This is a genomic window from Streptococcus sp. 1449 (genome assembly GCF_013276805.1).
GTDB lineage: Bacteria > Bacillota > Bacilli > Lactobacillales > Streptococcaceae > Streptococcus > Streptococcus pseudopneumoniae.
This window is the reverse complement of record NZ_VMLS01000011.1, coordinates 1-12562: the sequence shown is the minus strand read 5'-3', so window position 1 is coordinate 12562 and position 12562 is coordinate 1. Positions and strand designations below refer to the sequence as shown.

Below are 12562 nucleotides of genomic sequence, written 5' to 3'. Positions count from 1 at the left end.
TTCTCCTATTCTACAATCATCTTACCGTGCATCATGTTCATACCACAAGCAAAGCCAAACTCTCCAGCCTGCTCAGGCGTGATTTCCACTACATACTCTTCCCCCATTGGCAGGTTCGCATGTACACCAAAATCTGGAAAAACAATTTGATCCAGACATGGTGAAGGATCCTTGCGGTCAAAGACAATGCGGGCTGGCACTGATTTCTTGAGAATAATCAACTCAGGCGTATAGCCTCCCATGACTTCCACTCGAATCTCTTGGTATCCCTTTTTTTGCTGGGCCTTTTGTCCAGATTTTTCAGGCTTTTTGAAAAACCAAAACAAGATAAACGCGATAAGGGCAATACAAATAATGGTTACAATACTATTTAACATGACGTCTCCTTTACATACAATTACATTTTACTTCTGTCACAGCGTTTGATTTCTTCTCAGAAATCACAGCTTCCAAGTCTTCTAAGTCAGCCTGAGTAAAATCACATTCAGTAATCAAATCAGCCAACAAGTTCTTAATCCTACGGGAACAAACCTTGTCCTTGATATCTTGGACAAGTAAATCCCGACTTTGATCCAAAGTTAAAAGGGCTGAATAGACAAAGGACTTGCCTTCTTTTTTCCGAGTCAAACACTCTTTCTCAACCAGACGAGCCAAAAGAGTTTGAATGGTTGACTTGGACCATTCGAACCGCTCCGCCAGAACCCTGATCAAATCCGTACTGGTCTGCTCCCCCTGCATCCAAATAATCTTCATGACCTGCCATTCTGCATCTGAAATCTGCATCATCACACCTCCAAAATCTACATTTGTCAATTATGTTTCTTAGTATACTCCTAAAGTCTACATTTGTCAATTATGAAATCAATATTTTATTTGAAAAATAGGATTTTAATCATTTGAAAAACGATTTGCAGTCAAATATTACTATATAAACAATAAAAATATGCTATACTAAAGAAAAAAGAAAACAACCACTAGGGGTGCGTAAAGCTGAGATTAACGACTGTTAGACCCTTTGACTCAATCTAGGTAATGCTAGCTGATGGAAGTGGAAATGATAATGGGGACTAGCAGTCTTCTATTGCCTTCCTGAAACAGATTAGCTTGTTCTTAAGAATACAAACTTCAGTTGGTTGGGAGGTTTTAGATGACTTATTTACCCGTTGCTTTGACCATTGCAGGTACTGACCCTAGTGGTGGTGCTGGCATTATGGCTGACTTAAAGTCGTTCCAAGCTAGAGATGTCTATGGAATGGCTGTTGTAACCAGTCTTGTCGCTCAAAATACCAGAGGTGTTCAATTGATCGAGCACGTTTCTCCTCAAATGTTGAAAGCCCAATTGGACAGTGTCTTTTCTGATATTCCACCTCAGGCTGTAAAAACTGGGATGTTGGCAACTACCGAAATCATGGAAATCATCCAGCCCTATCTTAAAAAGCTGGATTGTCCCTATGTTTTAGATCCAGTTATGGTAGCGACTAGCGGAGATGCCTTGATCGACTCAGTTGCTAGAGACTATCTCAAAACAAACCTGCTTCCCCTTGCAACCATTATCACGCCCAATCTTCCTGAGGCAGAAGAGATTGTTGGTTTTTCAATCCATGACCCCGAAGACATGCAGCGTGCTGGTCGCCTGATTTTAAAAGAATTTGGTCCTCAGTCCGTTGTTATTAAAGGCGGGCATCTCGAAGGCGGTGCCAAGGATTTCCTCTTTACCAAGGATGATCAATTTGTCTGGGAAAGCCCACGAATTCAAACCTGTCACACCCATGGTACTGGATGTACCTTTGCTGCAGTGATTACGGCTGAACTAGCCAAGGGCAAGAGCCTTTACCAGGCAGTTGATAAGGCCAAGGCCTTTATCACAAAAGCCATCCAAGACGCCCCTCAACTCGGTCATGGTTCTGGCCCAGTCAACCATACAAGCTTTAAAGATTAAAAAAACTCTCTAGTTCCCACTTTAAGGGAATTAGAGAGTTTTTATACTCTTCGAAAATCTCTTCAAACTACGTCAGCTTCCATCTGCAACCTCAAAACACTGTTTTGAGCTGACTTCGTCAGTCTTATCTAAAACCTCAAGGCAGGGCTTGGGGCAAGCTGCGGCTAGCTTTCTAGTTTGCTCTTTGATTTTCATTGAGTATTAGTTAGGAAATAATGTCATGCAACTTTGTTAAAAAGGCTTGCGTTTTTGCCTCAATATCTTCTGCTTGCATCAAATCACGCACTACAGCTACACCAGCTATACCCGTGCCCATAAGCTGATCAATATTCTCTGATGTCAAGCCGCCAATAGCAACTACTGGAATGGCGACCGTTTGACAAATTGTTTTCAAGGTTGAAATCAGGGTGATAGGTGCATTTTCCTTGGTGGTAGTTGGGAAAATGGCTCCTGTCCCCAAGTAATCTGCACCTGATGTTTCTGCTTCCAGAGCTCTTTTAACCGTTTTAGCGGTGACACCTAGGATTTTATCAGGTCCCAAGACTTGTCGGGCAACCGAAACGGGTAATTCATCATCTCCGATATGCAGACCTGCTGCATCAACCGCAAGACAAACATCCAACCGATCATCGATTATCAAGGGTACCTGATAAGCATCTGTTATTTCCTTGACTTGTTTTGCCAGCTGATAATATTGATTGGTTGTGAGATTTTTTTCTCGCAATTGGACTATGGTAACCCCTGAACGGCAGGCCGTCTCAACTTTTGCAAGAAAGCTTTCCACGGAATCTTGATAACGATTGGTTACCAGATATAGTCTAAGTGCTTCTCTATTCATAAACCTCTCCTTTGATGGCATCTAGCCAATTTTCATCTCTTTTGAGGAGCGAAAGCTGATTGAGTACTTGGTAACGAAATTCTTCCGATCCCATTCCTTGAACAACTATTTTCTCAGCAGCGATATTGAGATAAGAGACTGCTAAGCAAGAAGCTTCAAAACCAGTCTTTCCTTGGCTGAGAAAAACAGCTGTTAAGGCTCCAACCAAGTCTCCTGTCCCTGTTATCCAGTCTAACTCTACACAGCCATTCTCCAATACAGCAACCTGATTCTTCGAAACGATAAGGTCCTTGGGGCCAGTGACTAAGAATGACATACCAGGATAGGTCTGACACCAGTCTTTCAAGACTTGAAGCAAATCCTCCGTTTCTTGATCTTTAGCACTCGCATCGACCCCAACGCCGTGGTGTTTTAAGCCAACAAGACTTCGAATTTCTGACATGTTTCCTTTAAGGACCGTTGGGCTATAGTCTAAGAGGTCTTTAACTAAGCTCTTACGAATGGAGGAAGCCGTTACGCCAACCGCATCTACTACCATTGGAAGAGAAACTTGAGCTGCATACGAGGCTGCCATGCGGATTGCTTTTTCCTTCTCAGCTGACAAATGCCCCAAATTGATGAAGAGAGCCTGACTTTGCTTAGTAAAATCAAGAACCTCACGGGGATCATCTGCCATGACAGGTTTGCATCCCAGAGCCAAAATCCCATTTGCCAGCATCTCACAAGAAATCTCATTGGTCATACAGTGAATAAGAGAACTCGTTTCCAGAGGAAAAGGATTTATCAATTCCTGCATCATTCTATCCTTTCACCAAAGAAATATCCCTGCACTTTTTTAAAGAATTCCTGCTTGATTAAAAATCGAAAAGCAATAAAGGAAATCGCTGTACCAATCAAGGTTGCTCCGAAAAATCGAGGAGTGTAGATAAACCAGCTAAGCTTAGCAGCCGATCCTGTAAAGAGTACCATAACAGGATAGGAAACAATAGAACCAATAATACCTGTTCCCACAATCTCTCCTAGAGCGGAATAATGAAATTTTCGACCATACTTATAAAAGAGACCTGCCAGGAGGGCTCCAAAAGTTGCTCCTGTAAGAGCTAAAGGTGGAATCCCTTGAGTTGTCATACGGATAAAAGCTGTCACTGTAGCCATAGCCAAGGCATAAACAGGTCCCATCATGATTCCTGCTAGAATATTGACTACACTGGACATCGGTGCCATTCCCTCAATCCGAAAGATAGGTGTAAGGACTACATCAAGGGCAATCATCATAGATAAAATGGTTAATTTGTGAACTTGTAATTGGTGCTTTCTCATGTTTATTATTCTCCTTTTTCTAAAGACTGTAAATCGCTCTTCCATGTCTGGTGTTGGTAGGCCATTTCCCAAAACTTGGCTTCCATATGAACACTGATGTGGAAGGCATCTAGCATTTTTTTCCTGTCTGTCTCGTCACTTTCTCGATAGAGTTGATTGACCAGCGCTCCCTCCTCTCTGATCTGCTGCTCTAACTCATCCGTAATATAAGTTTCAATCCATTGTTGGTAGAGAGGATTTGGTGATGGTTTAAGATTAAGTGATTTGCCTATATCATGGTATAACCAAGGACAAGGCAGCAAACTTGCAAAGGCAATGGCTAAGTTCGGCTCTGCAAATTGCCTATAAATATGTGAAATGTAATGATAACAGGTTGGAGCGATTGGATGTTGCTCCATTTCCTGGTCGCTGATTGCCAATTCCTTGAAAAATTGTTGGCGGATGAATAACTCACCCTCCACTAAACCCTGAGCATTTTGTTTCAAGAGCCTTTTCATCTCTTGGTTTGAAGTCTTATCAGCCAAAAGGTGATAGATTTCCGAGAAGGCCTTCAGATAGTAGGCATCCTGAATCAGGTAATAGCGGAAAATGGCAGGTTCTAAATTTCCCTCTTGTAATTGTAAAATAAAGGGATGATGAAAGGAAGCCTGCCAAGCTTCCTTGGATAATTCCATCGCAATATCTGTAAATTCCATAATAACTCCTTTATAAAAATAGACTGGTTTGAAGCAATAAAAAGAAAAGCAGGTAGATTAATTTTGTTTTTTTAGGAATATAAAAAGTCCGATAGTTATTCTTCAACTGTGCATGTTCGTCATATCCATGCGCCGATAGAGCTCTCAGGTAAAGATGGCGCCACCTAAAGACCGTCATCAAAACCTTACTGTAAATCAAGGGCGACCAAAAATGTAGTTCTTGACCGCGTAATAGGCAAGCTTCTTTGAGGGATTTGATTTCTTTCTGGATAAGGGGAAAGGAATTGAATACCACAATCAAGGCATAGGCCCATGACCGTGATAGCCCCTTTTGAGCCAAGTACAAGAGAAGCTCTTTTAGGGAAATAGAAGAAATAAAGACAAGGCCAATACAAACGGTCACAAAGGCCCTCGTTCCAAGCATGACTGCCTGTGAAGCATCTCCGTGTAACTGAACTGCCCAGTAGTTGGCAAAAGATGGTAAAATGGCAAGTATGATCATCCAAGCTAACATTTTAAATCGACGGTAATAGAGCATAAAGAGAATACAAAATGCGACTACCGAAAGATTAAGAGCAATCGAAGGAATGAAAGATGTTTCCAAGGATAAAATCAGCAAGAAGAGACTGATAATCGGTGTCTGGGTTGCTACTTTGACCATACTATCTCACCTCCCCTTGAGCATTGCTACTCTGAGATGTGAGTGGTTTGGTAATTGTCACTGCTTTCACATGACTGAGACCCTGACTAGTCATCTCAATCCAATAATCAACCACAGAGATCAGAGGATCTAAACGATGGCTAATGATCAGAAAACTTCTTCCTTGATTTCTCTCCTCCACAATCCACTGACAAAAATAATGGCAAGCTCTATCATCCAAACCAGCAAAAGGTTCATCTAGCAAAATCACGGAAGCCTTACTGGTCAAGATGGTCAAGAGCTGAAGAATCTTTTGCTGGCCACCACTTAATTGATAAGGACTCTTATCGAGTGCCTGCTCCAGATCAAAATATCGTAAAGCTTGGAAAATTCGTTGATTTCTTTCAGAATCAGGTCCATCTAATTGAAGTTCTTCTCGCAGACTGACTCGGATAAACTGTTTCTCAGCTTCCTGAACAACACCCGTCAGGTCACGGTACAAACTCTTTTTCTTTTTCAGAACCGTCCCCTTCCAGGTAATGCGCCCCTTATACTTTTGAAATTGAAGAATAGAGCGAAAGAAGGTTGATTTCCCGACACCATTGTCACCCAGGATACAGGAAATCCCTTGATAGAATGTGAAATCAGCAATTGAAAAGAGGGGGCGATTACCAAGCTCACCAGTCACACGGTTCATATGGAATAGTTCCGGGCTAGAAGCAACTTCCTTTGAAGCAACCTGTGTCATCTCAGAAATAGGGATTTGATTTATTTCCCTTAGTTTTCCGTCTCTTAGCTCCACCATATGGTCGATATAGGCTTTATAGTCAGATAAATCATGGTCGCACAGGATGACTGTCTTCCCATCAAGAGCCAACTCTTTTAGAATCTCCAATATCTCGATTCTGCTCTTACGGTCAATGGAAGCGAAGGGCTCATCCAAGAGATAGACCCTAGGATTCATGGCAAAAATGACAGCCAGCGCTGCTTTTTGCTTTTCCCCACCTGATAGGTGATGAATGGGACGGTGTAAGATTGCCTCGCAACGACATTGCTGGACAACCTCTGCTATTTTAGAATCAATTTCCTGAAGGTGATAGCCGATATTCTCCAAGGTGAAAATCAGCTCCTCAAACAAGTTCTCCATGGTAAATTGATGATTGGGATTTTGCAAGAGAATACCAACCGTCTGGACACGTTCGATGATAGAAAGCTGACTGACTTCGCTCCCATCTATCAGTACTTGACCGCTATAGGGAAGAGAACTAACTTGGGCAATAACTTGAAAGAGGCTGGATTTTCCAGAACCACTGCTCCCAACCAACAAGGTAAAGGCTTGCCCATAAAAAGTAAAATCAATCGGTTCCGAAAAAATTGGGGACTGAATCTCCCGTAATTCCAGACCCATCTATGCTTTTCCTCCAGTTGCAAACTGATGATAGAGTTTGACAATGGCACGAACCAAGATGGTACAGAAGAAATAAACAGAAATAAAACGTACCACAAGTAAGGAAAGGACAAACGGAAGGGAAAAGGCGTAGTAACCTAACTTAATGTATTCATAGACAAAGCTAACAAGCGTAATCCCAATACTATTAGCAGTTAGAGAGAGCCAACTTCCATAGCGATTCTTAGTTACGATAAAACCAAATTCACTTCCCAAACCTTGAACCAAGCCAGACAAAAGAGCTCCTAGACCAAATTGGCTACCATAAAGGACTTCAGCAAGCGCAGCTAGCACTTCTCCAATCGTTGCACTTCCGACTCTCGGAACAAAGATGGCAGCAATGGGCGCAGCCATACACCAGAGACCGAAGAGGATTTCATTGGCAAAGGCCTGCAAACCAAGAGGTGTTAAGAGTAGACTGAGAATATTATACACATATCCTGAACCAACGAAAACCCCACCAAAAAAGATAGACAAGAAAGCAAGCAAGATAACATCTTTTAACTGCCATTTTTTCAACATAAAAAACTCCTTTTTTAAAGAAAAGTGGGGCACTCAAGAAGACCGACCTAAATACTTTGTATAGCAGATTGAATTTAGAACAGTACACAAGAATGCTAAAATATTTCTAGAAATTAATTTGAATTTTCTAATTGATTTGTTCGCATCTTATTTCAATCTACTATATCATCTTCATCCAGTTTCGTAAAAGAAAAAACTCTAATTACAGATACGAATTAGAGTTCAGCTTACAAGATTAGACAGTTCTTTTCGACATACGAAAAAAACATTTCACATTTCCCTTCGCCAGTCTTAACTGTATCAGGTTCAATGGGTATCATCTCAGCCTAAAGCACCCCAAATGCCTTTATTATTTAATTATGTGATTATTATAACACACATTTTATACTAGTTCAAGAAATTAAACTGGAAATACAGCCTTGCACTCACAAAGACAGCAGATCTTTCTTGGGTTAGATAGATACCTATTGTTCACTCATTTCCCGAACAGTTTTTTCTATATTTTTTGCATACGATATTGCCGAAATGATTGAAACGCCATCCATATTGGCCTTTATAATGTCTTTAATATGTTTCGTTTGTATCCCACCAATTGCAACTAAAGGCATTTGTGGCAATAGTTTTCTCATCAATTCAAGACCTTCATAACCTATAGCACCACCAGCATCATCTTTTGACTGGGTATCAAATACAGGCCCAACACCTACATAATCTACATATTCAACTTTTGATTGTTGAAATTCTTCTTCGTTTCTTATAGAAAGACCAATTATTTTATCTGGCATCAATTTTCTAATTTCATCAACACCAATATCATCTTGACCTACATGTACGCCATCGGCGTCAATTTCCATTGCTAAATCTATATCGTCATTAACGATAAATGGAACATTGTATTTTTTACAAAGTTCTTTAATTTGGATAGCTAGCTCAAGTTTTTCTAAGCCTTCTAAAGCACCCTCACCTTTTTCTCGAAATTGAAATAAGGTTATACCACCTTTTAAGGCTTCCTCAACGACTGTATATAGATTTTTTCCTTGGCAAGTAGTCGTTCCACAAATAAAATATAGTTTTAGTAATTCTTTATGAAACATCTTACTTCACTCTTTTGAATTCCTTTACATCTTCATCTGTAATCTCGTATAAGGCATTTATAAATTCAACTTTAAATGTCCCAGGAAGATGTCCATTTGGACGTTTTTCTGCCATTTCTCCAGCGATATTGTAAACTAACATTGCTGTTTCTAATGATTTCAATTCTTGACCTTTTTCTAGTCCGATAAAGCTTGCTACTACAGCTCCTAATAAGCATCCTGTCCCAATGACTTTTGGCATCATGGCACTACCATTATGAATCGTTACCACTTCTCCATTAACAGCAATCGCATCAACTTCTCCAGTCACTACTATTGGAATATGAAACTTAGCGTTGGCTGCTAGAGCAATCTCATCAATATTATCCACACCAGCACTATCTACTCCTTTAGATACCACATTTATCCCTACTAAAGAAGCAATCTCGCCAGCATTCCCCCTAATCGCAGCTAGTTTGTAATTGTTGATTAGATCATCTGCTACTTTTTTTCTATATTCTCCTGCTCCACAGGCTACAGGATCTAAAACTGCTGGGACATTATATTTCTCTGCAATTTTCAGAGCAGCTTGGTATAATTTCCAATTATCATCCGTTAAAGTCCCAATGTTAATCAATAATCCTCCAGCATATTTTAATAGATCTTCTAAGTCTGCTGGGTACTCGCTCATAGCTGGTGATGCACCTAGTGCTACTAATCCATTTGCTGTGAAATTTTTTACCACATCATTGGTGATGCAAATGACCAATGGTGCTTTTTCTTTTAATAATTTTAAACTTGTCATATTGAATTCCTTCCTTTTCACTTTATACGATCTACTGATTTCGGTTTATCTCTATCTTTCGTTAAGAAATTTTTCAGTTACATTGAATGATTTATACTCAATGAAAATCAAAGAACAAACTAGGAAGCTAACCGCAGGTTGCTCAAAGCACTGCTTTGAGGTTGCAGATAGAACACCATACCTACGGCAAGGTGAAGCTGACGTGGTTTGAAGAGATTTTCGAAGAGTATTAACTCATCAAATTTGTAAATATCATGAACCTTCTCTAGGCATCATAACCAATATCAAAAAAGGCTAATTCTAAAGCGACCGCTTGATTCCAGCGTTGCTGAAGTTCTGTCAAATCTTCTCGACCTTTTCCGACACGATTGAGTTCGTCAACCAGAAATTGAACCCACTCTGCAAAGAAAGGACCTCTGTGGAGATTGATCCATTCCGAATGAATATAGGCTTCAGGAAGAGCCAAAGCTTTAGAACCCCAGTCTAAATAGAGTCCTTCTGCAATGACTAGCATGACCAAAAGATGGGCATAATCTGATGAAGCCACTGCCGAGTACATTAGATCCTGAAAGGCTTTTGTTACAGGGTGCAAGCTCACTTCTAGATAGTCATTCTCAGATACGTTTAACTCTTTGAAAGCCTTTTGGAAATAGCCATCTTCATCTGCTTCAAGAAAGCCTAGTTGTTTGGCAAAACGAAGCTTGGATTCAAGCTGGTCTGCGTGGGCTACGCAGGAACCCAACATGGATAAGAAGGCATCAAAGAAGTGATAATCTTGAATCAGGTAGTCTTTTAAGGCCTTATTCTCAATTGTCCCTGCAAAAAGTTCCTTAACAAAACGATGATTGATTGCAGCCTGCCAATCCTTCTGACTGCTTTTTAATAATTCTCCAACAGTCAAACCTGGCTGAAATGTATAAACCTGTGTTTCCATATTTACTTCTCCTCTCTTTACTTGTTAGTAATTAATAAAACACCAAGAAATACCAAGTAAAATCGTAATTCCACTTGATCCTTTTAAAGAACATCGAGGGCATTTGCAGAGAGCTACCTAAACAAGCCTACCCAGTTTTATATAAACAAAAAAACTCCAATTACAATCAAGAATTAGAGTTGACTTACAAGATTAGACCGTTCATTTCACCATACGAAAAAAACTGTTCACATTTCCCTTCGCCAGTCTTAACTGTATCAGGTTCAATGGGTATCATCTCAGCCTAAAGCACCCCAAATGTCTTTATTATTTAATTACTAGACCATTATAACAGAAATTGAAAGCCCTAGCAAGATATTTGACCGAAAAATATCTTTATATAGTTTTTGATAGCGATTTATTCTTCCAATACACGAAGAAAAACCTCCACATTCAGTGGAGGCAATCTCTTTTATCAATACAATTTTAAGTCACGAGGGTCAACTGGGAAGGTTGGGTTGTATGGGTTGTGACGAAGTTTGAAGTGTTTGACATCTTCAATGGTCTGAGTTCCAGACAATTGCATAACTGTCTTCAATTCCGCATTCAAGTGTTCAAAGACTTGACGCACACCAACACTACCACCAAGAGCCAAACCATAAATAGCAGGGCGACCAATAGCTACCAAGTCTGCTCCTGAAGCCAAGGCTTTAAAGACGTGTTGACCACGACGAACACCAGAGTCAAAGACAATTGGCACACGTCTATCAACTGCTTCTGCCACTTCTTGAAGCGAGTCAAAAGCAGCTGGTCCACCGTCGATTTGACGACCACCGTGGTTGGTGACCCAGATACCAGAAGCTCCCGCAGCAAGCGAACGCTCAACGTCCTCACGGCATTGTGGTCCCTTGACATACACAGGAAGACCAGAGTATTCAGCGATAAATTCTACATCGCGTGGAGACAAGCGTTGTTTAGCTGATTTGTAAACAAAGTCCATTGATTTACCAGCACCTTCTGGCAGGTATTCTTCAACAATCGGCATGCCAACTGGGAAGACAAACCCATTACGCTTATCAACCTCACGATTACCCCCTACAGTAGCATCTGCCGTCAAGACAATCGCTTTATAACCTTCAGCCTTCACACGGTCCATGATGTGGCGGTTGATACCGTCATCCTTACTAAAGTAAAATTGGAACCAATGAGGTGTCCCTTGAAGGGCTTCAGAAATCTCTGGAAGGTCAACAGTAGAGTAAGAACTAGTTGTATAAAGAGAACCAAACTCATGCACACCACGCGCAGTCGCCACTTCACCTTGTTCATTTGCCAATTTATGAGCCGCAACAGGCGCCATAATGATTGGTGAAGACAATTTTTCACCTGCAAATTCAATCTCTGTACTTGGATTTTCTACATTGCAAAGTGTATGAGGCACGATGAGCTTGTGGTTAAAGGCACGGATGTTTTCACGTAAAGTGAATGTATCTTCCGCCCCACTGGCGATATAGCCAAAGGCTGCTTTAGGAATCACTTGTTGCGCCATTGGCTCCAAATCATAGGTATTGATGAAATCTACATGACCTTCTGCATTGCTTGTTTTGTATGACATAAACTGTCCTCCTTGATTAAGTAAGCGTTTGCTTTTTACTATACATCTATAATAACTCTTTTTTCAATCATTTTCAAGAGTTTTGCTTAAAAACCACCTTATTTTTTCATACAATATACTATCCCTACTTTCCTTAAACTCTAAACTTTAGTCTATATTAAGCGAATCGTTGAGATTTTTTACTTCCAGGCATTTGAACTACTTTTTTATTTGCTAATTCTATCTACTAATACTATAAAAAAACAAGTGAATAAGACACCAGAACATCCTCTAATAGGGTCTATGGACTTATATCAGTCATTTAGTTTTAAAAAGCGTTCCAACTTTTTCAAGATAGCCCAAGCTTGCTCAATAGGATTCAAATCTGGTGAATAAGGCGGTAGAGGTAAGAAAAAGTGTTTATCTTGGATGCAGAGTTCATCCAAAATGTTCTTGGGATAAAAACTAGCATTGTCCATGATAATAACATGAGGTGTCTTCAAAGCAGGCAGGAGTTGCGTTTTGAACCACTCCACAAAGAAATCGCTTGTCATGCTGTTCTTGTAAATCATGGGAGCTATAAACTCTCTGTCTACTTGTCCTGCAACAATTGAAGTTCGCTCAAAACGACGTCCGCTAATCTTTTCATAGACTTTCTCCCCTCTAGGAGCCCCTGCATAAGGACGATAGAGATAGCGGTCGATTCCTGTTTCATCAATATATACGATTGGTAAATCGTTTAGGTTATCCAAAATATCAAGAAACTCAGATACTTTCTC

General features: G+C 40.4%; 15 protein-coding genes, 1 pseudogene and 3 riboswitches. Of the genes and pseudogenes, 1 reads left to right on the top strand and 15 read right to left on the bottom strand.

What is annotated here, in order from left to right; genetic code table 11:
* Positions 1-5 precede the first annotated feature (5 nt).
* Together HT687_RS03605 and HT687_RS03600 are read right to left on the bottom strand one after the other, a co-directional pair.
* Entirely contained in the window at positions 6-377 is a 372-nt protein-coding gene (locus tag HT687_RS03605; RefSeq protein WP_000935057.1) for a cupredoxin domain-containing protein, read from the bottom strand.
* A gap of 10 nt (positions 378-387) precedes the next feature.
* Positions 388-783, bottom strand: coding sequence for a CopY/TcrY family copper transport repressor (locus HT687_RS03600; RefSeq protein WP_054388069.1), 396 nt, complete (start codon positions 781-783; stop codon positions 388-390).
* A 183-nt stretch (positions 784-966) separates the two neighbouring features.
* A riboswitch (TPP riboswitch) is annotated at positions 967-1064 on the top strand.
* Between the two features lie 83 nt (positions 1065-1147).
* Here HT687_RS03600 and thiD point away from each other — a divergent pair.
* The gene (gene thiD / locus HT687_RS03595; RefSeq protein ID WP_000221735.1) at positions 1148-1939 is read left to right on the top strand and encodes a bifunctional hydroxymethylpyrimidine kinase/phosphomethylpyrimidine kinase; all 792 of its coding nucleotides are present in this window, start codon (positions 1148-1150) and stop codon (positions 1937-1939) included.
* Between the two features lie 72 nt (positions 1940-2011).
* Here the strand turns inward: thiD and HT687_RS12175 are convergent, their stop codons facing one another.
* The 13 genes and pseudogenes from HT687_RS12175 to HT687_RS03535 form a co-directional block, all read right to left on the bottom strand.
* A complete protein-coding gene (locus HT687_RS12175; protein WP_258953717.1) occupies positions 2012-2134 on the bottom strand; it encodes a hypothetical protein in 123 nt (40 codons plus the stop codon).
* Between the two features lie 10 nt (positions 2135-2144).
* Complete coding sequence (gene thiE / locus HT687_RS03590) at positions 2145-2777, bottom strand: thiamine phosphate synthase (RefSeq protein ID WP_054388068.1); 633 nt, start codon at positions 2775-2777, stop codon at positions 2145-2147.
* On the bottom strand, positions 2770-3573 hold the full coding sequence (locus tag HT687_RS03585) for a hydroxyethylthiazole kinase (RefSeq protein WP_054388067.1): 804 nt from the start codon (positions 3571-3573) through the stop codon (positions 2770-2772). Before HT687_RS03585 ends, thiE (HT687_RS03590) begins: the two co-directional genes overlap by 8 nt.
* Entirely contained in the window at positions 3573-4097 is a 525-nt protein-coding gene (gene thiW, locus HT687_RS03580) for an energy coupling factor transporter S component ThiW (protein ID WP_001225551.1), read from the bottom strand. The genes HT687_RS03585 and thiW overlap by 1 nt, the downstream gene beginning before the upstream one ends.
* A 5-nt stretch (positions 4098-4102) precedes the next feature.
* Positions 4103-4792 carry a thiaminase II gene (gene tenA / locus HT687_RS03575; protein ID WP_000397182.1) on the bottom strand — a complete coding sequence of 230 codons (690 nt, stop codon included), beginning with the start codon at positions 4790-4792 and terminating at the stop codon, positions 4103-4105.
* Between the two features lie 10 nt (positions 4793-4802).
* The gene (locus HT687_RS03570) at positions 4803-5453 is read right to left on the bottom strand and encodes an energy-coupling factor transporter transmembrane component T (protein ID WP_000241367.1); all 651 of its coding nucleotides are present in this window, start codon (positions 5451-5453) and stop codon (positions 4803-4805) included.
* Position 5454: 1 nt separating this feature from the next.
* Positions 5455-6840 carry an ABC transporter ATP-binding protein gene (locus tag HT687_RS03565; protein ID WP_138706382.1) on the bottom strand — a complete coding sequence of 462 codons (1386 nt, stop codon included), beginning with the start codon at positions 6838-6840 and terminating at the stop codon, positions 5455-5457.
* A complete protein-coding gene (locus HT687_RS03560; RefSeq protein WP_054388063.1) occupies positions 6841-7401 on the bottom strand; it encodes an ECF transporter S component in 561 nt (186 codons plus the stop codon). It lies immediately after the preceding gene.
* A gap of 260 nt (positions 7402-7661) precedes the next feature.
* A riboswitch (TPP riboswitch) is annotated at positions 7662-7750 on the bottom strand.
* A gap of 115 nt (positions 7751-7865) precedes the next feature.
* Positions 7866-8495, bottom strand: a complete 630-nt coding sequence (thiE, locus tag HT687_RS03555) for a thiamine phosphate synthase (RefSeq protein ID WP_054388062.1) — start codon at positions 8493-8495, stop codon at positions 7866-7868.
* 1 nt (position 8496) lies between these two features.
* A complete protein-coding gene (gene thiM / locus HT687_RS03550) occupies positions 8497-9279 on the bottom strand; it encodes a hydroxyethylthiazole kinase (protein ID WP_054388061.1) in 783 nt (260 codons plus the stop codon).
* A 265-nt stretch (positions 9280-9544) separates the two neighbouring features.
* Complete coding sequence (locus tag HT687_RS03545; protein ID WP_000449921.1) at positions 9545-10213, bottom strand: TenA family protein; 669 nt, start codon at positions 10211-10213, stop codon at positions 9545-9547.
* Positions 10214-10430: 217 nt separating this feature from the next.
* A riboswitch (TPP riboswitch) is annotated at positions 10431-10519 on the bottom strand.
* Between the two features lie 148 nt (positions 10520-10667).
* Positions 10668-11804 carry an L-lactate oxidase gene (gene lctO, locus HT687_RS03540; RefSeq protein ID WP_054388060.1) on the bottom strand — a complete coding sequence of 379 codons (1137 nt, stop codon included), beginning with the start codon at positions 11802-11804 and terminating at the stop codon, positions 10668-10670.
* Between the two features lie 323 nt (positions 11805-12127).
* Positions 12128-12562, bottom strand: a pseudogene (locus HT687_RS03535) (transposase); the annotation flags it as partial.